At 76.5% G+C, this 22,435-nt stretch carries 17 protein-coding genes and 2 tRNA genes; 11 read left to right on the top strand and 8 right to left on the bottom strand.

The window, feature by feature from the left end:
- Positions 1 to 9: 9 nt before the first annotated feature.
- From OKX07_RS02865 to OKX07_RS02875, 3 genes are read right to left on the bottom strand one after another with little or no spacing between them, the layout of a single operon-like run.
- Entirely contained in the window at positions 10 to 726 is a 717-nt protein-coding gene (locus tag OKX07_RS02865) for a glycosyltransferase (RefSeq protein ID WP_265630360.1), read from the bottom strand.
- Positions 723 to 2,153: a bifunctional PIG-L family deacetylase/class I SAM-dependent methyltransferase gene (locus OKX07_RS02870; protein ID WP_265630361.1), complete on the bottom strand. Its 1,431-nt coding sequence runs from the start codon at positions 2,151 to 2,153 to the stop codon at positions 723 to 725. The genes OKX07_RS02865 and OKX07_RS02870 overlap by 4 nt, the downstream gene beginning before the upstream one ends.
- Complete coding sequence (locus OKX07_RS02875) at positions 2,147 to 3,187, bottom strand: acyl-CoA dehydrogenase (protein WP_265630362.1); 1,041 nt, start codon at positions 3,185 to 3,187, stop codon at positions 2,147 to 2,149. The genes OKX07_RS02870 and OKX07_RS02875 overlap by 7 nt, the downstream gene beginning before the upstream one ends.
- 141 nt (positions 3,188 to 3,328) lie before the next feature.
- Between OKX07_RS02875 and OKX07_RS02880 the strand changes: the two genes are divergently transcribed.
- The 3 genes from OKX07_RS02880 to OKX07_RS02890 are packed head-to-tail and all read left to right on the top strand — an operon-like array spanning position 3,329 to position 5,470.
- Positions 3,329 to 4,723, top strand: coding sequence for an FAD-dependent oxidoreductase (locus OKX07_RS02880; protein ID WP_265630363.1), 1,395 nt, complete (start codon positions 3,329 to 3,331; stop codon positions 4,721 to 4,723).
- 11 nt (positions 4,724 to 4,734) lie between these two features.
- Positions 4,735 to 5,160 carry an NUDIX hydrolase gene (locus OKX07_RS02885; protein ID WP_265630364.1) on the top strand — a complete coding sequence of 142 codons (426 nt, stop codon included), beginning with the start codon at positions 4,735 to 4,737 and terminating at the stop codon, positions 5,158 to 5,160.
- A gap of 1 nt (position 5,161) precedes the next feature.
- Positions 5,162 to 5,470: a hypothetical protein gene (locus tag OKX07_RS02890; RefSeq protein WP_265630365.1), complete on the top strand. Its 309-nt coding sequence runs from the start codon at positions 5,162 to 5,164 to the stop codon at positions 5,468 to 5,470.
- Positions 5,471 to 5,603: 133 nt separating this feature from the next.
- Here OKX07_RS02890 and OKX07_RS02895 read toward each other — a convergent pair whose 3' ends face one another.
- Entirely contained in the window at positions 5,604 to 6,782 is a 1,179-nt protein-coding gene (locus tag OKX07_RS02895) for a hypothetical protein (protein WP_265630366.1), read from the bottom strand.
- A 297-nt stretch (positions 6,783 to 7,079) separates the two neighbouring features.
- Here OKX07_RS02895 and OKX07_RS02900 point away from each other — a divergent pair, with 297 nt between their 5' ends.
- The 3 genes from OKX07_RS02900 (at position 7,080) to OKX07_RS02910 (ending at position 11,293) form a co-directional block, all read left to right on the top strand.
- A complete protein-coding gene (locus OKX07_RS02900; RefSeq protein WP_265630367.1) occupies positions 7,080 to 8,348 on the top strand; it encodes a threonine/serine ThrE exporter family protein in 1,269 nt (422 codons plus the stop codon).
- Between the two features lie 62 nt (positions 8,349 to 8,410).
- A tRNA-Ser gene (locus OKX07_RS02905) sits at positions 8,411 to 8,500 on the top strand.
- Between the two features lie 162 nt (positions 8,501 to 8,662).
- Positions 8,663 to 11,293: a PQQ-dependent sugar dehydrogenase gene (locus tag OKX07_RS02910; RefSeq protein WP_265630368.1), complete on the top strand. Its 2,631-nt coding sequence runs from the start codon at positions 8,663 to 8,665 to the stop codon at positions 11,291 to 11,293.
- On the opposite strand, the gene OKX07_RS02915 is transcribed toward OKX07_RS02910, so the two are convergent.
- From OKX07_RS02915 to OKX07_RS02925, 3 genes are all read right to left on the bottom strand, one after another.
- The gene (locus OKX07_RS02915) at positions 11,239 to 14,577 is read right to left on the bottom strand and encodes a hypothetical protein (protein ID WP_265630369.1); all 3,339 of its coding nucleotides are present in this window, start codon (positions 14,575 to 14,577) and stop codon (positions 11,239 to 11,241) included. The two genes, OKX07_RS02910 and OKX07_RS02915, sit on opposite strands and share 55 nt — an antisense overlap.
- Complete coding sequence (locus OKX07_RS02920) at positions 14,574 to 15,899, bottom strand: SWIM zinc finger family protein (protein ID WP_265630370.1); 1,326 nt, start codon at positions 15,897 to 15,899, stop codon at positions 14,574 to 14,576. The genes OKX07_RS02915 and OKX07_RS02920 overlap by 4 nt, the downstream gene beginning before the upstream one ends.
- A 78-nt stretch (positions 15,900 to 15,977) precedes the next feature.
- Positions 15,978 to 16,568, bottom strand: a complete 591-nt coding sequence (locus OKX07_RS02925) for a hypothetical protein (RefSeq protein WP_265630371.1) — start codon at positions 16,566 to 16,568, stop codon at positions 15,978 to 15,980.
- Between the two features lie 352 nt (positions 16,569 to 16,920).
- On the opposite strand from OKX07_RS02925, the gene OKX07_RS02930 reads away from it, so the two are divergent.
- Both OKX07_RS02930 and glsA read left to right on the top strand, forming a co-directional pair.
- Positions 16,921 to 16,993, top strand: a tRNA-Arg gene (locus tag OKX07_RS02930).
- Between the two features lie 78 nt (positions 16,994 to 17,071).
- Entirely contained in the window at positions 17,072 to 18,070 is a 999-nt protein-coding gene (gene glsA / locus OKX07_RS02935) for a glutaminase A (RefSeq protein ID WP_265630372.1), read from the top strand.
- A gap of 3 nt (positions 18,071 to 18,073) precedes the next feature.
- On the opposite strand, the gene OKX07_RS02940 is transcribed toward glsA, so the two are convergent.
- Positions 18,074 to 18,532: a hypothetical protein gene (locus OKX07_RS02940; protein ID WP_265630373.1), complete on the bottom strand. Its 459-nt coding sequence runs from the start codon at positions 18,530 to 18,532 to the stop codon at positions 18,074 to 18,076.
- A 268-nt stretch (positions 18,533 to 18,800) separates the two neighbouring features.
- On the opposite strand from OKX07_RS02940, the gene OKX07_RS02945 reads away from it, so the two are divergent.
- From OKX07_RS02945 to OKX07_RS02955, 3 genes are all read left to right on the top strand, one after another.
- The gene (locus OKX07_RS02945) at positions 18,801 to 20,099 is read left to right on the top strand and encodes a ricin-type beta-trefoil lectin domain protein (RefSeq protein ID WP_265630374.1); all 1,299 of its coding nucleotides are present in this window, start codon (positions 18,801 to 18,803) and stop codon (positions 20,097 to 20,099) included.
- A 191-nt stretch (positions 20,100 to 20,290) separates the two neighbouring features.
- Positions 20,291 to 21,424, top strand: coding sequence for an iron-containing alcohol dehydrogenase (locus tag OKX07_RS02950; protein WP_265630375.1), 1,134 nt, complete (start codon positions 20,291 to 20,293; stop codon positions 21,422 to 21,424).
- A gap of 199 nt (positions 21,425 to 21,623) precedes the next feature.
- Entirely contained in the window at positions 21,624 to 22,349 is a 726-nt protein-coding gene (locus tag OKX07_RS02955) for an ANTAR domain-containing protein (protein WP_265630376.1), read from the top strand.
- Positions 22,350 to 22,435 lie beyond the last annotated feature (86 nt).

Below are 22,435 nucleotides of genomic sequence, written 5' to 3' on the forward strand. Positions count from 1 at the left end.
CGCGCCGGCTCAGACCCGCAGCAGCCCCGCACGCAGGTGCCCGGCGTACCCGCCGGGGGTGCGGCCGGCTGCGCGGCCCGACGTGCGCACGTCGACCGCGTCGGACGCGACGACCCGCGCACCCGTGCCGCGCAGCCGGGCCACGAGGTCGACGTCCTCGTGCTCCGGTGCCGGGGCGAACCCGCCGGCGCGCAGGTACGCCGACGCGCGGACGCCCAGGTTCGCGCCGTGCACGTGCCCGTTGGGCCGGCCCGGGACGTGGGTGGCGCGCCACGCCGCCCACTGCGCGGGGGTGAGGTCGGCAGGGTCGGGGTGCACGGTCCCGACGACGACGTCCGCGCCCGCGTCGGCCAGCCGCACGTGCTCGACGAGCCAGTCCGGTGCGACGGCCGAGTCGGCGTCCGTGCAGGTCAGCCACGTGCGGGCGGGGTCGACGGGGGTCACCGCGAGCGCCGAGCGCGCGCCCGCGAGCCGCGCGGCGCCGACGTCGCCCGCGTCGAGCTCGACGACGCGCACCGACCCGTACCGGGCCACGACGTCCGCGCTGCCGTCGCGGCACGCGTCGAGCACCACGACGACGTCGACCGTGCACGCGCCGCGCACCAGCAGGGCACGGCGCGCCACCGCCACCGACCGCAGGCAGCGGCCCAGCAGGAGCTCCTCGTCGCGCACGGGGACCACGACGGCCACGTGCGCGACGCCGGTCTTCCCGTCTCTGCCCCTCACCGCAGCCCCGTGCGCTCGGCGACCGACCGCGGGTCGCGGCTCCACACGTCGAGCAGCAGGTCGACCTCGCGGTGCTCGACGAGCCGCGTCAGGCCGGCGTCCTGCGCGGCGTGGGTCAGCGCGCGGTGCACGGCGTCGCCGGGCAGCGGGTAGTCCTCGACGGCGTGCCGCCAGTGGCACGCGACGATCGTGCCGCCGCGTGCCAGCCGTGTCAGCAGGTCCGGCAGGGCTGCCGTGAGGTCCGCCCACGACAGGTAGTACCCGACCTCCGAGAGCACGACGAGGTCGAAGAGCCCGCCGGGCAGCGCGTCGTCCCCGGACCCGCCGAGCGCGCCGCGCACGAGCCGCACGTGCGGGGCGTCGACCAGCCGGCCGCGGGCGCGCTCCAGGGCGGCGTCGGCGACGTCCGTGCCGGTCAGCGCGTCGCAGCGGTCCGCGAGGTCTGCCGTGAGGACGCCGATCGAGCAGCCGACCTCCAGGGCGCGGGCGTAGCGCTCGTCGGGCAGGCTCGCGAGGGTCAGCGCGCGCTTGCGGGCCTCGTACGGGCGGTCGGTGAAGCCCCACGGGTCGTCGTGGCGGGCGTAGGTGTCGTCGAAGTACGCGGCCGGCAGGGTCGCGGGGTGGCCGCCACTCGCGTCGCCGGCCGCGCCCGCACCCGCGTCGGACGCCGGCCGCGCGGGCTCCCGCACGACGAACGGCTCCAGGTCCCGGTCGAACCCGCGCAGGAACCGCGGGTGCAGCACGGGCACGTCGGCGGGGTGCTCGGACAGCGCCTGCACCTGCGTCTCGTGCGCCGCGACGGCCCGCTGCTTGAGCACGACGGCGTGGTCGGACAGCGGCAGCGCGCACAGCTCGTCCCACGGGACCGCGGGGTGGTCGGGCGTCGCCCAGTGCCACAGCCACAGGGGCGCCTGCGCGAGGGTGCAGCCGAGCTCGGCAGCCAGGACCTCGCAGACCTCCGCGAGCACCCGGTGGTCGCGGTGCTCGTCGCCGGCCCACGTCGTGACGATCGTGCGCACCGCCGGGCCCTCCAGCAGGACCGCGCGCAGGTCCGCCGTGACCTCGTCGCGGGCCTCCCGCAGACGTCCGTCGGGGTGGCCCAGCAGCGTCACGCGCGACGCGGGCGACAGGATCTCGACCGCGCGGCGCACCTCGTCGACGCGGCGGCGCGCGAGGGACGCGGGGTCCAGCGTGGGGGAGCCGGGGTGCGAGCCGGCGCCGTCCGTCACGACGACGACGTCCGCCGGGTGGCCCGCCGCGGCGAGCTCGGCCAGCAGCCCGCCCGCCGTCAGGGTCTCGTCGTCGGGGTGCGCGGCGACGACGACGGTGCGCCCGTCGCGCGGCAGCGACCACGGCGGCAGGGCCGCGAGACGCGCGTCCCACACGTGCGGGTCCGTGCCGGCGGCCCGCGCGTCGAACGTCACCACGGGGCCACCTCCCGGCCGGCGAGGGTCGCGCCCAGGGACGCGTCGTCGCGCTCGGCGTGCTGCTGGCGCACGTAGACCTGCAGGTCGGCGACGCGCTTGGCGTGCTCGGGGTCCAGGGCGAGGGGCGCCGGGCCCAGCGCGTGGCCGACGCGCGTCAGGACGTCCTCGCAGGTCCGGGCCACGGTCGCGCGCACCCGCTTGGCGACGACCGACCCCGGGACACCCGCGTCGAGGTCCCCGTCGACGACGCGCGCCGCCTCGGCGAGCGCCCGGCGGGCGTCCTGCAGCGCGGCGTCCACGGCGCCGAGGTGCATCGCGACGAGCCGGTCGTCGTCCGTCGTCGCGCGCCGCCACAGCGCCCGGGCCAGGCCCACGGCCCCGCCGTACCAGCAGGCCGCGACCCCCACGCCGCCCCACCAGAACCCGGGGCGCTCCAGGTACCAGCCCGGCGCGCCGACGGGTGTGGCGGGGACGGCGTCGAACGCGACGGGCGTGGACGGGATCTCGGCGAGCCCGCGCGCGGCCCAGGGCGCCTCGACGAGCGTGACGCCCGCGGTGGTCAGGTCGGCCGCGAACAGCGCGCGCCCGCCGTCCGGCAGGTGCGCCGTGACGAGCGCCGAGTCCAGGCGGTCGGCCAGCGAGCACCACGGCTTGACGCCGGTGAGGAGCCAGCCGGGGGTGCCGCCGGGGTCGTCGGTGCCGGCGGCGCCGTCGGCCCGACGCGCGTCGAGGCGCACCCCCGGGCCCTCCGCGGCGAAGACGCCCCACGTGCGGGAGTCGTCGGCGGGCAGCCCCGCCTGGTCGCGGATCGCGAGCGCGTCGAGGTGCGGCTCCACCGCGCGGGCCACCCCCAGGTCGTGCGCCGCGAGCGACGCCAACGTCGACCACAGCGCCGCCGTCGCGCCGGCGCCCGGACGCAGGTCCGCGGGCCAGGACCGGACGACGGCGAGGGCGTCGTCCGGGTCGGCGGGCGGGGCGTCGGGCAGCCACGGCGGCGCGTCGCCGATCTGCACGGGGGTCGCGAAGGTGGGCACGGGCGTCCTCGGGGAGTCGGTGGGCCGCGCTGCGAGGCGGTCCCGCCGATCATCACCGCCGAGCGGCGCACCGGCGACCGGAACGCGGGGACGGTGGCCGGCCCCCTGGTCCGCGGGCGGGTGGCGCGGCGATGATGAGCCATGGCTGCGGACGGGGAGCACGTGCGGGACGTCGTCGTCGTGGGCGCGAGCGTGGCCGGGCTGCTGGCCGCCGCGGCGCTCGCCCGGGACGGACGCACCGTGACCCTGCTCGACCGTGACGACCTGCCCGCCACCCCCGAGGCGCGCCGCGGCGTGCCGCAGGGCCGGCAGCCGCACCTGCTGCTGCACCGCGGGCTGCGCGCGATCGAGGGCCTGCTGCCGGGGTTCGCGGACGACCTGCGCGGCGCCGGGGCCGTCGCCGTCGACACCGGGCACCTCGCGTGGCTCGGGTCCGTCGGGTGGTCGCCGCGGTCGCGGCAGCTCGACGTGCTGCTCGCGACGCGTCCCCTGGTCGAGCACCTGATGCGGCAGCGGGTCCGCGCGCTGCCCGGCGTGCGCGTCGTCGCGGGGGCCAGGGTCGAGGGGCTGCGGCGTCGCGACGTCGGCTGGTGGGTCGACACCGCCGAGCAGGCGTGGCCCGCCGACCTCGTCGTCGACGCGTCCGGACGGTCGTCACGCCTGCCGACGTGGCTCGACACGCTCGGGGTGGCACCGGCGACCGTCGAGGAGGTCGACGCGCACGTCGGCTACTCGACCGTCCGCGTGCGGCTGCCCGCCGACCGCGTCGGCGCCGCGGGCGTCGTCGTGCTGCAGCAGCGCGGCCGCGGGGGCGGTCTCGCGCTGCCCGCCGAGGGCGGCTGGTGGACCGTGACCGGCATCGGCGCCGGCGAGCAGCGACCCCCGCGGGACCTGGCGGGCCTGCGGGACTTCCTCGCCGCGCTGCCCGACGACTCCCTCGCCCGCATCGCCGCCGCCGGCCCGCTCGACGGCGACGTCGTCACGCACCGGCAGACCGGCAACCTGCGGCACCGGTACGACCGCGTGCGCGGGTGGCCCGACGCGCTCGTCGTCGTCGGGGACGCGCTGTGCGCGTTCGACCCCGTGTACGGGCAGGGCATCACCGTCGCGGCGCTCGAGGCGCACGTGCTGCGCGAGGCGGACCGCCGCGGACGGCTCACGACGCCCGGGGGAGCCGCGCGCGTCGTGCGGACGTGCCTGCGGCTGGGCGCGGTGCCGTGGCAGATCGCGACGGGGGAGGACCGCGCGCTCGCCGGGCTGCCCGCGTCGCGCGCCCCGATGTCGGTGCTCGCGGGACGCTGGATCGGCGAGCTCGGGAAGATGAGCGCGCACGGGGACGCCGACGCGCAGGTCGCGCTGGGGCGGGTGTACCACCTGGTGGCCCCGCCGCTGGCGCTGTTCCACCCCCGGCTGCTCGCGCGGGGGCTGCGAGCCCGCGTCCGCGGGTACGGCCCGCCCGTGCCGCGGCCCGTCGTGCTGCCCGACGACGTCCCGGGCGAGGTGCACGAGGCCGGCGTCGTCGGTGGCGGACGGTAGCGTCGTCGCCCGTGGAGATCCGGGTCGCTGCGTACGCCGTCGTCGTCGACGAGGGGCGGCTGCTGCTCGCCCACTGGGCGGAGGGCGGCCTGTCCGGCTGGACGATGCCCGGCGGTGGGATCGACCCCGGCGAGGACCCCGCGCACGCCGCCGTGCGGGAGGTCCGCGAGGAGACGGGGTACGACGTCGAGCTCGACGAGCTGCTCGGCATCGACTCGGTCGTCTTCCTCAGCGCGGACCGCGTCATCCCCGGCCCCGACCGGCACGCGCTGCGGATCGTCTACCGCGCGCACGTCGTCGGCGGGGAGCTGACGCACGAGGCCGACGGGTCCACCGACGAGGCCGCGTGGGTCCCGCTCGACGAGGTCGACGACCTGCACCGCGTCGGCCTCGTCGACGTCGCGCGTCGGTTCGCCGGGCTGCCCGTGCGCTCCTGACGTGCCGTCGTACCGCATCACCGCGACCGTCGGCCTGCTGCGCCCCGGGACGTCCGCCCCCGACGTGCTGCCGCAGGCCGTCGCCACCGCCCGCGCGCTGACGACCGTCGAGGCGTACGACGTCAGCGTGGTGCGCGGGCAGGCGCGCGTGCTCGTGCGGTTCGAGGCCGACGACGACCCGGCCGCCCGACGCATCGGCTGGGCCGTCCTCGAACGCCTCGACGAGCTCGCCGAGACCACCGACGGCCACCTGACCCGCCGCTACGGCAACCGCTGGTACCCCCCGCGCCGCCCGACCCACCACCCCTGAGCCCGGCCCAGCCCCACCCCACCTCCGTCGGTGAGAGAGCAATCCAGCACCACCCCACCCCCGTCGGTGAGAGAGCAATCCAGCACCACCCCACCCCGTCGGTGAGAGAGCAATCCAGCCCTACGAGGGACGGCTACGTCAGGTCGTCGGCCGCGCGGCGCTCCAGGTCGCGGGCGCGCTCCGCGGCCGCCGTCGCGCGGTCGAGCTCACGAACGGCGGCACGGACCGCCTTCTCGCGCTCGCGGGCGCGGCTCTTGGCCGCGACGAGCGTCTCGTCCGCCCGTGGCAGCGCGGCCCGGGCGTCGGCCAGGCGACGCCGCACGTCCGCGAGCGCGCGCACCAGCTCCTCCTCCGCCGCGTACGCGTCCGACGAGGCCGTCTCCGCATCCTCCAGCGCGGTGACCGCGTCGCGCTCGGCCGTCGCGGCGTCCTCGTGGCGCGTACGCAGGCGCTCCAGCTCGGCGTCCGCCTCCTCCCGCGCCGCGACCGCCTGCTCGTGGCGCCGCCGCAGCTTCTCCTGCTCGCGCTCGCGCTTCTCCTGCTCGCGGAGCCGCGCCGCCTCGGCGCGCTCCGCCCGCGCGGCGTCCGACGTCCCCCGCGCCTTGGCCGTGGTGTCCGACGTGCCGGTGTCCACCGCCGTCGATCGAGGCCCGCTGCGACTGCTCGCCGTCGTGCCCGACGCGCTCCGCTTCCTCGTCGTCGACGCCCCGGACCCCGCGCCGGCATCGTCCGCCGACGCGTGCCCACCACGACCGGCCGTCCCCGTCGACGCTGGGTCGACGGCGGGTCCACCCTGCGGGGCGTCGCCGGCGCCGTCGTCGGGACCGCGAGCGACCGTGGTGTCCGCGGCGCCGAACCCGACGTGCTCCGTGCCGTGCGTGAGCGTGCCGGCGGCGACCGCGTCCGCGACGCGCGGGTCGGCGAGCGCGGCGGTGAGCGTGCGCTCGACCTCCTGCGCGGCGGCCGTCGACACCCGCTGGCCGGCGTCGACGGCGAGACGGCGAGCGCGCGCCACGAGCCCCGACACCAGGGCGCGGCGCTGCTTGCCGAGCTCGCGCAGCGCGGGCCCGTCGAGCGACCGTTCCGCGTCGCGCATCCCCTCGCCGAGGTCGCGGAGCGTGCCCCCGAGCGTCGGGTCGTCCCGGACCAGCAGGTTCACCGCCCACGCGGCGAGCGTCGGCTTGCGCAGCGACGCGATCCGCCCGGCGAGGTCGCGGTCCTTCGCGGCCCGGGCGGCGCGCACGGCGGCGTCCCGACGCGCGACGAAGTCGTCCAGCGTCCCGCCGTAGAGCTCGTCGACGACGTCGTCCATCCCGGCCACACCCCAGCCTGCCCGTCGCGCCACCACGACCCCCACCCCGCCACGCCGGGCACCACCCCCCACCCCCGTCGTGAGAGAGCAATCCAGCACCACGGCGAGGGGGGTCGAGCACGCGGACCGCCGGTTGGATTGCTCTCTCGCGGGCCTGGGGGTGCTGGATTGCTCTCTCGCGGTGGAAGGGGTGGTGCTGGATTGCTCTCTCGGCGGGGGAGGGGAGGGTGCAGGTGTGGGGGGATCGGTAGGGCGGACGTCCCGTCGTGGGCGGGCGTGTCCGGCGATGATGGGCCCGTGCCCACCGAACCGGACGACGACGAGCTCGAGCTGATCCGCCGCTCGGGTGCGGTGCTGCGCGTCGGGCGGCTCAGCCTGGCGTCGGGCACCGGGTCGTACCGCGTGAAGGCGTCGATGGCGCGGGTCGCGCGGGCGCTGGGCATCGACCGGCACCAGGCGCACGTCACGCTCACGGAGATCACGACGACGTCGCACCGGGGACGCTCGTTCCGGACGGAGGTCACCGAGGTCCGGACGGTCGGCGTGAACACCGACCGGCTCGCCGAGCTCGAGCTGCTGTCGCAGCGCGTCGAGGCGCGCGCACCGGTGACGGTCGACGAGCTCACGACCGAGATCGACCGCATCACCGCCAAGCCACCGCTGTACCCCGTGGCGCTCAACGCGCTGTGGGCGGCGGTCGCGTGCGCGGCGTTCGCCTTCCTCAACAACGGCGCCGCGGTCGAGGTCGTCGGGGCGTTCGTCGGTGCAGGGCTGGGGCAGGGGCTGCGGCGGATCATGCTGCACCGCGGGTTCAACCAGTTCGGCGTCACGATGCTCTCGGCGAGCCTCGCGAGCCTGTCGTACCTCGGGTTCGTGCAGGCGTTGCACGCGCTGGGCGTCACCGGGGGCGCGCACGAGGCGGGCTACGTCGCCGCCGCGCTGTTCCTCGTGCCCGGGTTCCCGCTGGTCACCGGCGCGCTGGACCTCGCCAAGCTGGACTTCTCGGCCGGGGTCGCGCGTCTGACGTGGGCGGTCATGATCTTCGTGTCCGCGGCGTTCGCGGTGTGGGCCGTGTCGATCGCCGTCGGCCTGAGCCCGGACCCGCCGCAGGAGCTCGCGCTCGACGCCACGACCATGACGCTGCTGCGGGTGCTCGCGTCGTTCGTCGGCGTGCTGGGCTTCGCGCTCATGTTCAACAGCCCGTGGACGATGGCCCTGGTCGCCGCGAGCGTCGCGGCGCTGCCGAACCTGCTGCGCATCGAGGCCGTCGTCCAGCTCGACTGGCCGCCGCAGGCCGCCGCGGCGGTCGCCGCGTTCCTCGTCGGCCTGCTCGCCGCGTGGGTCGCGCCACGGCTCAACATCCCGCGGATCACGGTGTACGTGCCGGCCGTGACGATCATGGTCCCCGGCGTGCCCGCGTACCGGGCGGTGTACCACCTGAGCAACGGCGACGTCACGCAGGCGATGACGTACGGGGTGTCCGCCGCGCTCGTCGTCACCGCGCTCGCCGTGGGCCTCGCGGTGGCCCGCATGTGCACCGATCGCGAGTGGGGATTCGAGCACTGACCTGCCGTGCCGGTGCTCGCTTTGGTCCCACGACGGGCGCCCGGTACCCTGTGCAACGTCTTGGAGACGTCGCATAGCCCGGTCTAGTGCGCGGCCCTGCTAAGGCCGTGAAGGGGTCAACCCTTCCGTGGGTTCAAATCCCACCGTCTCCGCGTAGGGCGTCGAAGGACGCTGACGACAGCCCGGGCCCCTGAGGGTCCGGGCTGTCGTGCGTCCGCGGGCCCGTGACACCCGGCCCCTTCCCCCGTTGCGTCCGGATGCACCGCACGTCATGCTCGACGCACTGACGGCGTCGACGGAGACGGGGGGCCTCGATGCGTCGCATGCGTCGGGTCGTGCAGGTCGTGGTGGTGGCGCTTCTCGCAGCGGGGACGACGGCGGCGCTGTCGCCGCCGGCGCTCGCGGCGACGGTCCCCGCGGGGTTCACGGACGCGCTGGTCGCGGACGTCGACAACCCGACGGCGATCGCGTTCACCGCGGACGGGCGCATGCTCGTGGCGCAGCAGGCCGGGCGCCTGCGGGTCCGCACCGCGGCCGGCTCGCTGCTGGCGACCCCGGCGCTCGACCTCGCGGGCCGGCTGTGCACCAACTCGGAGCGCGGCCTGCTCGGCGTCGCGGTCGACCCCGATCCCGCGACGCGCGCGATCTACCTGTTCTACACGGCGCGCGGCACGAGCTCGTCGTGCCCGACGAGCCAGGGCGCGAACCCCGCGGGCGCCCCGACCAACCGTGTCTCGCGCTTCGTGCTGGGCGACGACAACACGGTCGACCCGGCGAGCGAGACGATCCTGCTCGACGGCATCTACTCCTCGGCGGGCAACCACAACGCCGGTGACCTGCACGTCGGCAAGGACGGCTACCTGTACGTCACGACGGGCGACAGCGGCTGCGACTACGCGGGCGACAGCGGGTGCGCAGGCAACAACGACGCGGCGCGGGACCGTCACGTGCTCAACGGCAAGGTGCTGCGCGTCGACCGGACCACCGGCGCCCCGGCCCCCGGCAACCCGTTCCTGGGGACCGGGACCGCGAGCTGCCGGCTCGCGCCGGCGGCCGCGGGGACGATCTGCCGCGAGACGTTCGCGTGGGGCCTGCGCAACCCGTTCCGCTTCGCGTTCGACCCCGACGCCGCGGGCACGGTGTTCCACGTGAACGACGTCGGCCAGAACGCGTGGGAGGAGATCGACCTCGGGACCGCGGGCGCCGACTACGGCTGGCCGGTCCGCGAGGGGCACTGCGCGAACACGGGGTCGGCATCGAGCTGCGGCGGGGCGCTCCCTGCGGGGATGACCAACCCGATCCACGACTACAACCGGTCCGGCGGCTGCGGCTCGATCACCGGCGGCGCGTTCGTGCCGAACGGCGTGTGGCCCGCCGCGTACGACACCGCGTACCTGTTCGCCGACTACGTGTGCGGCCGGATCATGTCGTTGTCCGGCAGCACGAGCACGAACCTGGCGACGGGCCTCGGCGGGGCCGTCCACCTCGAGTTCGGGCCGCACTCCGGGAGCCAGGCGCTGTACTACACGACGTACGCGAACGGCGGCGAGATCCGGCGGATCGCGTACACGGGCACCGCGAACCGCCCGCCGACGGCCGTGGTCACCGCGACCCCGGCGACGGGGGCGGCACCGCTCACCACGACGCTCGACGGCTCCGGCAGCAGCGACCCCGACGGCGGCGCGCTGACCTACCTGTGGGGCTTCGGGGACGGCACGCCCGACGCGACCACGACGACCCCGACCGTCGCGCACACCTACGCCGCCGGAGCGTGGACCGCGACCCTGCGGGTCCGCGACGCGGCGGGTGCGACGTCCGCGGCGGTCACGGTCCGGATCAGCTCCGGCAACACCGCACCCGTCGCGACGATCACGTCACCCGCGGCGGGGGCGACGTTCACCGTCGGCCAGACGATCCAGCTGTCGGGCTCCGCGACGGACGCGCAGGACGGCACGGTGCCCGGCACACGCCTGAGCTGGACCGTCGAGCGCGTCCACGACGCGCACACCCACCCCTTCCTCGGCCCGGTCACCGGGACGGGCACGACCTTCACCGCACCCGGCCCCGAGGACCTCGCCGCGGCGGCGAACAGCTACCTGCGGGTCATCCTCACGGCGACCGACTCCCAGGGCGTCGCGACGACCGTCAGGCGTGACCTCCAGCCACGCAAGGTCGCCGTCACGCTCGGCACCTCGCCCGCCGGCCGCACGCTGACCGTCAACGGCCAGACGGTCACCGGAGCGACGACCCTGACCTCGTGGGCGGGCTTCGACCTGCGGCTCGCCGTGCCCACGCAGGCCGACGCGCAGGGCGTCGCCTACGTGTTCGACCGGTGGTCCGACGGGTCGACGACGGCGACCCGCACCTGGACGACCCCCGCGAACGCGACGACGCTCACGGCCGTGCTGTCCCAGCGGGGTCTGCGCGGCACGTACTTCGACAACGTGAACTTCACGGGGACGAGCGTCACGCGCATCGACCCGTCGGTGAACTTCAGCTGGGCCAGCGGGGCGCCGGTGGCCGGCTTCGGCGTCGACACGTTCTCGGTGCGGTGGGCGGGCTCGGTGGTGCCGCGCTACTCCCAGACGTACACGTTCTCCACGACGAGCGACGACGGCGTCCGTCTCTGGGTCGACGGCACGCTCCTCATCGACCAGTGGAACGTCCACGGGACGCGGGTCGACACCGGGAGGATCGCGCTGACGGCCGGGCAAGCCGTGCCGATCCGGCTCGAGTACTTCGACGAAGCGCGGCTCTCGGTCATCCAGCTGCGCTGGTCGAGCAGCTCGCAGACCTCCGAGATCGTCCCGGCCGCGCGGTTACGCCCGGGCGGCCTGACCGTCGCGGCGGGCAGGGTGGGGCCGAGCGCGGCGACGCCGCGCACCACGGGTCAGGCCTTCATCGCGTCCGCGCCCGCCGGCGCCCGGTCCGCCGGCGCCCGGTAGGCCGACACCTGGTCGAGGTGTGCCGCGGCCTTGCGCCGGACGGTCGCCGATCCCGCGCCGGCCGCGAGGTCGTGCAGGCCCGGCCACGCGGCGGCGTCGGCGGGCAGGAGCCCGCGGTGCGCCGCCTCCCGGAGCGTGGCCGCGTGGTGCAGCGCGAGGTCGAGCACGCGGTTCAGCCAGCGTGGCGGTGCGCCGTCGACCGCGGCCGCGTGCCGGACGGACTCGACCAGGACGGGCCACAGGACGGGCAGGGTCGTGGCGTCCTCGTCGAGCAGGCGGAGCATGCGCGCCGGGCTGACGTCCGGGGAGGGCGCGAGCGCCCGCATCGCGAGCGTCACCGCGGCCGAGCCGACGCGCACCTCGTGCAGGATCGACGCGACGTCGTACGTGGGCGGGTGCTCCTGGCACAGCGCGAGCAGCAGCACGGCGACCATCGACGTGGTCAGGGGCGGCACGTCCCCGCGGCGCAGCGGCTCGTCGTCCCCGTCGCGCCAGTTGCGGTGCGGCGAGACGACGAGCCGGCCGGCCGACGCGTCCCACCGCAACCAGGAGTCGATGCGCGCCGACGCGTCCGCGGGCAGCGACCGTGCCGGGCACTGGCCCTCACGCGCGAGCGCGACCATCCACGACGGGCTGACGCGGTACGTCCCACCCCCGGGCAGGACGAGCTCGAGCGCGGGCGGCTGACGGGGTCCGGGGGCGGGCAGCACGGTGAGCGACGCGCCGTCGACGACCGGCGGCAGCGTCCCGGCGTCGACGGGCCACAGCCCGTCGAACGGACGTCCCGCGGGCGCGACCACGGGCGGCGCGACGGCCGGCTCCGGGAGTGCCGCGACCACGGCACGCGCCGCGACGACGGCCCGTGAGGACCCGCCCCGCGCGGCGAGCGCCCGCACGCCGGGCAGGTCGAGGGCCGACGACGGGGCGACACCGTCCGCGACGGCTGCCCGCACGTCCGGCAGCAGCGTCCGCGCGGCCTCGGCGATCTCGGCCGTCCCCGCGAGCAGTCGCGACGCCCCGAGCGAGACCTGCAGCAGGTCGTCGAGCAGCGGCCACACCACGGACAGCAGCCCCTCGTCGGCGAGCTGCGTGCACGCCCGCGCGAGGGCCGCGAGGTTCGACGGCGTCTGCGTCCAGTCGAGCAGACGGACGTCGGCGACGCCGGGACGCAGCAGCCCGCGCTCCCACGCCTCGTGCACGGCGGCGGTGCCGTCCGCGGCGGCGGCGGGGTGGAAGCCGCGCTGCGCACCCAGCAGGTTGACCGCGAGGCCGGGTGTCAGCGGGGTCGCGCGCCGGGCGAGCTGGCGCAGGACCAGGCCCGTGCCGGACTCCTTGTCGGCGCTGACGCCCGTGGACGCCGCGTCGCCCCAGGTCGGGAACTCGGCGGGGTCGGCGCGCAGGACCCAGCGGTGCGTGGCGACGCGCGCCGGGAACGCCGCCAGCGAGGCCGGGAGGGGTCCCTCCTCGGGGGTCCACTGCTGCCACTCGCCGAGGACCAGCGCAGGCTCCCGCACCGGGTCCCGCACGTACGCGGCCAGCGCCGGCCCCGCCGTGAACGCGGCCGACGCGCCGGACTGCAGCACCACGGGCACCGGCAGGGCCGCGAGCGCGGCCACCACCTCGTCGGTCGCGAGCGTGACGTCGCAGCGGGTCGCCGCGAGGAGCACGTCGGCCTCGGACGCCACGGCGTCCGCGTCGGCGTACGCGCGCAGCCGCGTGACGAGGTCCGCGGGGTCGATCCGCAGGTCGACCCACGTCGGCGTCGACAGCAGGACCGGCACCTCGCCGAGGCGCTGCACGACCGCCGCCTCGCGGGCCGTCAGCGGGTCGTAGACCGTCGGCGAGCGGTGCCGGTCGGCGGGGCGGTCCAGCCACCCCCCGGGCGTCCCCGCGACCCACGCAGCCACGCCCGCCAGCCCCGGCACCGACGTGGGGCGCACACCCCCGAGCGCGGTCCTCGCCGCGTCGCGGTCGGCGCGGGCCAGCGCGTTGGCCAGGGCGAGGAAGCGGTCGACCTCGATGTCGAAGCCCTCGTCGGGGCGGCCGGTGAGCGCGGCGGCGGCGGCCGTCAGGGCGGTGCCGCTGACGTCGCCGACCTCGAACTGCGGGACCTGCCACACGGGGGGAGTGGCGCGCCACCGGTGGGGCGGGGCGGAGTCGGGATCGGCGGTGCCCGCGGGCTCGTCGGCCGTCAGGTCCCACGCCTGGACCAGCGCGGCGGCGGCGCGGGCCAGCGCCCGGTCCGGGCTGGAGGCGTGCGGCGTCACGAGCGGCGCGACCGCCTCGCACGTGCTCGCGTGCGGGCGGGGGCGTGCGGCGGCGGCGGTCAGGACGGTCCGCAGCACGGCCCGCGTGCGGACGGGGAGCGCCACGACCAGGACGTCCGCGAGCGTGTCGTCGTCGACGCCCGCGACGAGCGCCGGCGCGAACGCCGCGACCACCGCCGCGTCACCGTGCGCGAGCACGGGCACGAGCACGTCGGCGCGGGCGACGACCTCCGCGTCGCTCAGGGCCAGCGACCCGGTCAGCACCTGCGCCCAGACCTTCCGGTCCCCGGGGCGCTGCGCGGCGTCGAGGGCGGCGAGGACGAGGTCGACCGCCTCGTCCCGGCCGAGCATCCCCTGCGCGACGGCGGCGGGCAGCACCGTGCCGAGCGGGCCCGTCGCCGGCACCCCCGCGGCGACGGCCGCGCGCACGTGCTCCCGCAGGCGTCGCGTCACGACGTGCGGCGGCGCCCAGCCGCGCTCGGACGGGTACAGGTCACCGCCCTCGCCGGTGAGCGTCCCCGACGCGTAGACCACCCAGTCCCGCAGGTACTCCACGTCGTCGGGCACGGGCAGGTCGTGCAGGTCGACGAGCCGCACGACGGGTCCGGCCAGCGCCGTCGTCGAGTGCTCCCACGGGCGGCGGACGGGACGGTACGCGGCGTCGAGCAGCGCGCCGGCGAACCGGGGGCCGCGGGCGGCCAGCACGCGGGTGAGGAGCTCGTCGTCGACCCTGCCGGCGCGCGTCACGCGGACCACGCGTGCAGCGTCGACCCCGACACGCGCGGCGAACACGCCGAGCATCACCTCGTCGACCTCGACGTGGCTGGTCCAGCCGTAGGTGCGCTCGTCGAGCTGCCCGTACTCCCCCCACTCGCCCTTCGCGAGGCCCGCGCGCGCGACCTGCTGCTGCTCGGGGGTGCCGATCGGCAGGTCCGCGGCGTCCTCGAGGCGCGCGTCGGCCCAGCCGAGCTCCCGGAAGACCTCCACGGCCGCGGCCAGGGCGGGGGTCGTGCTCATGCGTCCTCCTCCGTCACGATGCGGACCGCGAGCACGTGCGCGCACGGGCCGCGCCCGGTGCCGTGCCGCAGGTACCACGGGCAGGTGCAGCGGGCGTCGCGCCCGTCGCGGGTCACGCGGTACGCCGGGCCGTCGCCCGTGCGGCGGCGCACCGACCAGCCGTCGCCGTCGGGGACGACCCCGCCGTCGTCGACGAGCCGGCGTGCGCCGACGAGCCGCGGGTTGTCCTTCTCGACGCGTGCCGGGTCGTGCGGCAGCTCGCGGTGGAACCACGCGGCGTCGTGCAGGTCCCAGCCGATGCGCCCGTCGGCGGCGAGGACCGCGAGCGCGGCCCGCGCACGCGGCTCGTCGAGCGCGGTGTCGCGGGCGAGCCGCGGCACGTCCACGACGGGCTCGAACGCCAGAAGCGCGGCGACGAGGTCGGCGTCCTCGACGACCGTCGCCCCGGCGAGGGCCGACAGCAGCGACCCCTCGCCGGAGTGGCCGCGCCACGCCTCGTCGGTCAGGCCCAGGACGAGCCGGGCGCCGGGCAGCGCGAGCTCGACGACCACCGGGCCGGGCTCGGCCGTGCCGTGCACGGTGAGGCCCGTGACGTGCGTGAGCAGGCGCTTCGCGGCGCTGAGCCGGTGCAGGCCCACGACGTGCACGCCGCCGGGCGTGGCGCGCGGGGCGACCCGGACCGCGTCCCGCGCGGCGACGAGCCAGCCGGAGCGGCCCGCGGCCGTCGCGGGCGGGAGCGCGGCGACGAACGCGCGGGCGCCGGCCGCACCGACGGTGAACGCGTGCGGCAGCCCGTGGTGCAGCTCGGCGACGTTCCCCAGCGCGCGCACCCAGCGGCCCGGCATCTCGACGGGCCGCTCGACTGCCGTGCCGTCGGGGCCGGACACCGTCACGCCGTCGCGCCCGACGTCGAGGTGCAGCAACCGGTCCCGGCCCACGTGCGTCAGCGCCGCGCGCGTCGCCGGGCCGATGTCGACGTTCGTCGTCCCGCGGCCGAGGGTGCCGGAGTCGAACGCGTCGGGCAACAGGTCGAGCCGCGCGTACACGCCGTTGCACGCCGAGAAGCACTCGGCCCGCAGCCGGTCGCCGTGCGCCGTGAGGACCGGGTCACGCAGGCTGGTCGGGGTGTACTGGAAGTACCGCGTCGCGGTGACGTCGGCCAGCGTGACCAGCCCCCGCGCGAGCACCTGCGGGTGAGCCGCGAAGCCGTGGCAGAAGCTCGGGTCGGTGTCGAGGCCGTCAGGGGTCAGGGCCGGGGCCAGACCGAGCACGAGCCCGTCGTCCCCCAGGTGGGAGGCGCGGGCGAACGTCCGGGTCGTCACGGCGCGGAGTCTAGGGGTGGGCACCGACGCCGCGCGGGCGCGTGCTGCGGTTCCACACGGAAGGCCGCGGCGTCGGTCCTACGTGACCTCGGTGCGGGGCTGGTGCGGTGACTCGGTCAGGTGGGTCAGGTCGACGTCCCACGTGCCGTCGCGGGCGATGCGCCAGGTGCCCGTGTCGAGCATGTCGTGCCAGCGGGCGATGCGCTGCGGCAGCGTGGAGTGCGCGACGACGAGCCGGTCCGCGTGCGGGTCGTGGCGGAACGTGTCGGGGCCGGGCCGGGCGCCGTCCAGGACGAGGGGCAGCGCGTGACCGTGGACGGCGACCACCCAGTGCGGCTGCCACGGGACCCCGACGGCGGTCCCGGCGCGCGCGTCCGCGAGGGACGCCTCGAGGTAGTCGCGGGACCGGCGCAGGCTGTCGTCGAAGGACGCGAAGTCCTGACCGGGCGCGAGGTGCGCGGGTGCGCGGCCCGGACGCGCTCCCACGCCGTCGCGCCACGTCCACAGCGCGTAGACCTCCTCGCTCAGCTCGTAGCCGTGCAGGTGAGCCGTGTCCTGGGCCTCCGTGAGGGTCAGGCCGGGGCGCAGGCGCGTGACGACGATCGCGCCGAGCGACACGAGGCGGGCGGCCCACCCGTGCAGGGCGTCGTGCACCTCGCGTGCGCTCACCGCGCGCCCTCGTCGACGGGCGAGTGCGGACCCGCCCGCGTCGCCTCGCCGCGGTCCCGGAGACCGGCCACCGTGCCCTCCTTCATGCCTGTGACGTGCGGGGACGTCGTCGGACCCGCAGCGGGTCGTCACCGTGACACACCTGCGCACAGCGCGGCAGGGTGGGCATGACACGCCACCCGGTCGGCGGAGCGTGAGCGGGTGAAACGCAGCCCGAACGGCCCCTTACCGACCGGTAGCGCATCGTGGCCGGCAGTGGCCCGGTCAGGGCGTCGTGGCGCAGGTCGCACGGATCGGGTTTGGGCTGCAGCCGCCCGTGCCTGTATCGTTCTGGTCGGCCCGTGAGGGTCGTGCGCCCGTAGCTCAATGGATAGAGCATCTGACTACGGATCAGAAGGTTGGGGGTTCGAGTCCCTTCGGGCGCGCAGGTCGAGAGCCCGGCACACGACGTGCCGGGCTCTCGTCGTTCCGTGCTCTCGTCGTCCCGGGCCGCAGGAGGACACGTGCACCCCGTTCCCGTCCCGCAGGTCGCCTCCACCGGTGCGCTACCCCCGTGGGAGCGCGTCGAGGAGCTCGTGCAGGAGGCGCACGCGGCCTACCGGGACGACGACAGCGGTGAGGTCGCGGACTACATCCCGGTGCTCGCGCACGCCGACCCGGACCTGTTCGGGCTGTGCGTCTGCGAGGTCGACGGCGGGATGCACGTGGCGGGCGACGTGGACCACGCGTTCTCGGTGCAGTCGATCTCGAAGGCGTTCGTCCTGGCGCTCGTGACGCAGGCTCGTGGGCACGACGCGGTGCGCGAGCAGCTGGGCGTCGACAGCACGGGCCAGCCGTTCGACTCGATCGTGGCGGTCGAGCAGGCGGGCGGGCACCCGCGCAACGCCATGGTCAACGCGGGTGCCCTGGTCGCGACCGCGCTGGTGCCGGGCGGGTCCGTCGACGAACGGTGGGCGGCCGTGCACGACGGCCTGTCGAGGTTCGCGGGCCGCCGCCTCGAGCTCGACGAGGACGTGCTGGCCTCGGAGATGGCGGGCAACCAGCGCAACCGCGCCGTCGCGCACCTGCTGGCGAGCCACGGCCGGCTGCCGCAGGACCCGGCGGAGGTCGTCGACGTCTACACGCGCCAGTGCAGCCTGCTCGTCACCGCGCGCGACGTCGCCGTCATGGGCGCGACGCTCGCCGACGGCGGCGTGAACCCGCTGACGGGGGAGCGGGTCGTCGCGGCGGACGTGTGCCGCGACACCCTGGCCGTGCTCGCCACCGCCGGCATGTACGAATGGTCAGGACGGTGGCTCTACGAGGTCGGGCTGCCCGCCAAGTCGGGCGTCGCGGGCGGGCTCGTCGCCGTCACGCCCGGCAAGGCCGGGATCGGCGCGTTCTCACCGCGGCTCGACGGCGCGGGCAGCACGGTGCGCGGGCAGCGCGCGGTCGCGCACCTGGCGCGCTCGCTCGGGCTCAACCTGTTCGCGTCGGACGCGCACCCGTCGCACCGCGCCTGACGCTCACTCCACGGTGAGCGAGCTGCCGTCGACCTCCACGGTCAGGCCGGCGGCGTCGGGGGCCTCGTCCGGCAGGGCGACGACGCTGGTGGTCGGGGCCATGTCCATGGTGCAGGCCCGGTCGGCGTACGCCTCGTTGTCGGTGAGCTCGATCTGCAGCACCTCGGCGGTGGCGTCCCACATGACGTCGGTGGGCAGGACGGGGCAGGTGCTGCTGCCGAAGGTCACGACGAGGAGCTGCCGCGGGTCGTCGCCCGCGTGGACGGTGGTGCCGTCACCTTCGACGCCGTCGGGCGCCCCGGGGAACATCGTCTCGGCGACGTTCGGGATCTCGGCGGGGGCGGCGCTCTCGGCGGGGTCCGCCGTGGCGGTGTCGTCCATGCCGGTGTCCTGGGCGCCGGGCTCCTCGCTGCTCGCGCAGCCCGCCAGCAGGAGGGCTGTCACGGCCCCGGTCATCGTCATCGCTGCTCGTCGCACGGCACGAACCCCCTCGTCGCGCGGCCACCCGGCCAGCAGCCGTTCCCGGACATAGTGGCACGGTGGACGGCTGCGCGGGCAGGGTCACACCAGGTGTTGACCGTCCGTTTCGTCCGGCGCTACCGTCGGCAACATCAACTGACAGACCTGTCAGTGACCGGTGGCGTCGACGGCGACGCGCGACGCGGCGGACCCCCGCCCGCCGCCCTGGCCGTGTCCGGCGATCGCCGGAGCCGTCCCGCCAGGAGGCCCCATGCACCCCCGTCCCCGCCACCGGCCGTCCCGTCTGCTCACCGCCGCCGTCGCCGCAGCCGCGCTGGTCGTCACCACGCTGGCCGCCACCACCGCGGCCGCCGACCCGCTCGCCACCGGCACGCTGGCGACCGGCGCGCTCGCAGCCGCACCCGGCGCCGTCGTCTGGTCCCAGGAGTTCGACGGCCCCGCCGGCACCGCCCCCGACCCGGCGGTGTGGAACCACGACGTCGGCGCGAACGGCTGGGGCAACGCGGAGCTGCAGAACTACACGACGTCGCGCGCCAACTCCGCGCTCGACGGCGCGGGCAACCTCGTCATCACGGCACGCCGCGAGGCCGACGGCTCGTACACCTCCGCCCGCCTGCACTCCAACGACAAGGTCGAGCTGCAGTACGGGCGCATCGAGGCGCGCATCCAGATCCCGCGTGGCCAGGGCATCTGGCCGGCGTTCTGGATGCTCGGCGGCGACTTCCCCGGCAACGCGTGGCCGGGGTCGGGCGAGATCGACATCATGGAGAACGTCGGCAAGGAGCCGCACCTGGTGCACGGCACCGTGCACGGCCCGGGGTACTCGGGTGGCGGCGGCATCACCGGCAGCGCCATGCACCCGCAGGGCTGGTCGTTCGCCGACACGTTCCACACCTTCGCGGTCGACCGGAAGCCCGGCGAGATCACCTGGTACGTCGACGGCGTTCAGTACCACCGCGTGACGCGTGCGAGCGTCGGGTCCAACGCCTGGGTCTTCGACAAGCCGTTCTTCCTCATCCTCAACGTGGCGGTCGGCGGGCAGTGGCCCGGCTACCCCGACGGCAGCACGACGTTCCCGCAGTCGATGAAGGTCGACTGGATCCGCGTCACCGACAACGGCGCCACCGGCGGCGGCACGGGCGGCGGGACCGGCGCGGGCGCGCTCCCGACGGGCGTCGGCACGCTCCGCGCAGACGGCGGCCTGTGCCTCGACGTGCCGTGGGCCGACGCGTCCGACGGCAACCCGATGCAGGTCGTCAACTGCAGCGGCAACACCGCGCAGCGCTGGACCCGCGGGTCCGACGGCACGATCCGCGCGCTGGGCAAGTGCCTCGACGTCGCCGGCGGCGGTACCGCGGACGGCACGCGGGTCCAGCTGTGGCAGTGCAACGGCACGGGCGCGCAGAAGTGGACGTTCGACGCGGGCACGCGCGCGCTGCGCAACCCGCAGTCCGGCCGGTGCCTGGCGGTGGACGGCGCCCTGACCGACGGCCAGCGCGTCGTCATCCGCAGCTGCTCCGGCACGCCCCAGCAGCGCTGGGTGTTCTAGACGCCTTCCGGCGGCGTCGGCGCGCAGCGTTCGGGACACCAGGTGACCCGAACGCTGCGCACGCCCGCATCCGGGACGCATGCACACATGACGCGTGCGCCCAGGGCCCTTCGGCGCGCGTGTGCCCGCCGACTGGCAAGCGCACCTGCACCGTCAGGCCGGCGGGCGGGTCGCGGGCCTAGCCTCGGGGCATGTCCACGTTCTCCACCGCCGGTCGCATCGTCGTGGGTGCCGGTGTCGCCGCGCAGCTCGGTGACCTCGTCGCAGGTCTGGGCGGGCGCGTGCTCGTCGTCGCGGGACGCTCCGCCGACGTCGACGCGCTGACGGCCGGCCGCGACGCGTCGGTGTGGCGGTGGCGCGGCGAGCCGGACGTCGACGCGGTGCGGGCGGCGGTCGCGCACGCCCGGGAGGTGCGCCCGGACGTGGTCGTCGGCTGGGGCGGCGGGTCCGTGCTGGACCTCGCCAAGTGCGTCGCGGTGCTCGCACCCGGCACGACGGACGTGCTCGACCACCTCGAGGTCGTCGGACGCGGGCTGCCGCTGCCGGGCGGCGCGCTGCCCGTCGTCGCCGTGCCGACGACGGCCGGGACCGGCGCCGAGGTCACCGCGAACGCCCCCGTGCGGGTCCCCGACCGGGGAGTCAAGGCCAGCCTGCGGGGGCGCGCGATGCTGCCGGCGGTGGCCCTGGTCGACCCCGTCCTGACCCTCGGCTGCCCGCCCGACGTCACGGCGGCCGCGGGGGCGGACGCCCTCACGCAGTGCCTCGAGGCGTTCACGACGCCGCAGGCCACGCCCCTGACGGACCCGCTCGCCCACGACGGTCTGGTCCGCGCCGGCCGCAGCCTGCTGCGGGTGCACACGCACGGTGACGACCTCGACGCGCGTACCGACCTGGCCGTCGCGGCGCTGCTGTCCGGCATGGCGCTGGCCAACGCGCGCCTCGGCGTCGTGCACGGGCTCGCGGCGGCGCTCGGCGGGCGGCTCGGCGCACCGCACGGGCAGGTGTGCGCGGCTGTCCTCGCCGCCGCGACGGCGGCCAACGTCGCGGCGCTGCGGCGACGCGACCCCGACGGGCCGGGGCTCGCGCGGTACGACGCGGCGGCCGTCGCCCTCACCGGGCGGCCCGGGGCGCGCGCGGACGACGCCGTCGCCTGGCTCGCCGCCACCGTCGAGGCGCTCGCGGTGCCCGGCCTCGACGCGCTGGGCCTGGACGCGGCCGACGTGCCGGACGTCGTGGCCGCCACGCTCGCGGCGTCCAGCACCCGCGGCAACCCCGTCGTGCTGACGCCCGACGAGCTGCGCGACGTCCTCGCGGCGTCCCGCTAGCAGCCCCCACCCCACCCAGCCCGTGAGAGGGCGATCCGGCCCGTGGCCACGCGGTCCGCGTGGGGCGCCCCCGCGGGCCGGCCCTCCGGGGGTCGGCCACCCGCGGGGTGGGCTACCGTCGGACACTGGATCTGCGATCCACGACCCGCATCGCGGCGCCACCCGGACGGCCGGGGAGCGCGCCGGCAAGGAGGCCCCCGTGCTCGACGAGCAGCTCGGCGACACGATGACCCGTCTGCACACCTCGCTGGTGGCGGCGACGCAGGTCGAGCAGGTCGTCACCGCGGTCGTCGACAGCGCGGCGGCCGCCATGGCGGGTGCCTCGGAGGTGTCCGTCACGCTGCGGCGCAACGGCGCCTACCGGACGGTCGGGGCGAGCGGGGAGCGCGCGCTGCGCTGCGACGAGGCCGAGTACGAGGCAGCCGCCGGCCCCTGCCTCGACGCCGCCGACACGTCCCTGACGGTGCTGGCACCCGACCTGAGCACCGAGGTGCGTTGGCCGCACTGGACCCGCACGGCACTCGCCGAGGGCTTCGCCGGCGGCGCGGCGTTCCCGGTCGGCGGCGCCGACACCACCGTCGCGCTCAACGTGTACTGCGAGAGCCCGATCGAGTGGGACGACCGGACCGTCGTCATCGGCCAGCGGTACGCGGCCGAGCTCTCCCGCATCCTCGACTACTCGGTGCGGCTGGTCGACCTGGCCACCGAGACGTCGGACCTGCGCGCCGCGATGGAGTCGCGGTCGGTCATCGACCAGGCCATCGGCATCGTCATGGCGCAGAACCGATGCTCGGCGGACGCCGCGCTGGACCTGCTGCGGCGGGCGTCCCAGCGGCAGAACCTCAAGCTGCGCGACCTCGCGCTGAGCATGGTCGAGCGGGTCGGCGGGGCAGAGTCGGAGATCCTGTTCGTCCAGCGCAGCTGACGCGCCTCGGCCTCCCGCACGGGGCCCAGGGGCCCGCCCCGTGGGTTGACTGTCCGTTTCGTCCGATACTACGGTCGAGACTCCGC

Origin of the sequence: Cellulomonas sp. S1-8 (assembly GCF_026184235.1) — a bacterium.
In the GTDB taxonomy this organism is placed as follows: domain Bacteria; phylum Actinomycetota; class Actinomycetes; order Actinomycetales; family Cellulomonadaceae; genus Cellulomonas.

What these genes read in the sequence shown, in the direction of transcription:
- OKX07_RS02880 (WP_265630363.1), top strand. Translation starts at nt 3,329, where the DNA reads ATGGCTGCGGACGGGGAGCACGTGCGGGACGTCGTCGTCGTGGGCGCG.
- OKX07_RS02895 (WP_265630366.1), bottom strand. Translation starts at nt 6,782, where the DNA reads ATGGACGACGTCGTCGACGAGCTCTACGGCGGGACGCTGGACGACTTC.
- OKX07_RS02910 (WP_265630368.1), top strand. Translation starts at nt 8,663, where the DNA reads ATGCGTCGCATGCGTCGGGTCGTGCAGGTCGTGGTGGTGGCGCTTCTC.
- OKX07_RS02915 (WP_265630369.1), bottom strand. Translation starts at nt 14,577, where the DNA reads ATGAGCACGACCCCCGCCCTGGCCGCGGCCGTGGAGGTCTTCCGGGAG.
- OKX07_RS02940 (WP_265630373.1), bottom strand. Translation starts at nt 18,532, where the DNA reads ATGACGATGACCGGGGCCGTGACAGCCCTCCTGCTGGCGGGCTGCGCG.
- OKX07_RS02945 (WP_265630374.1), top strand. Translation starts at nt 18,801, where the DNA reads ATGCACCCCCGTCCCCGCCACCGGCCGTCCCGTCTGCTCACCGCCGCC.
- OKX07_RS02950 (WP_265630375.1), top strand. Translation starts at nt 20,291, where the DNA reads ATGTCCACGTTCTCCACCGCCGGTCGCATCGTCGTGGGTGCCGGTGTC.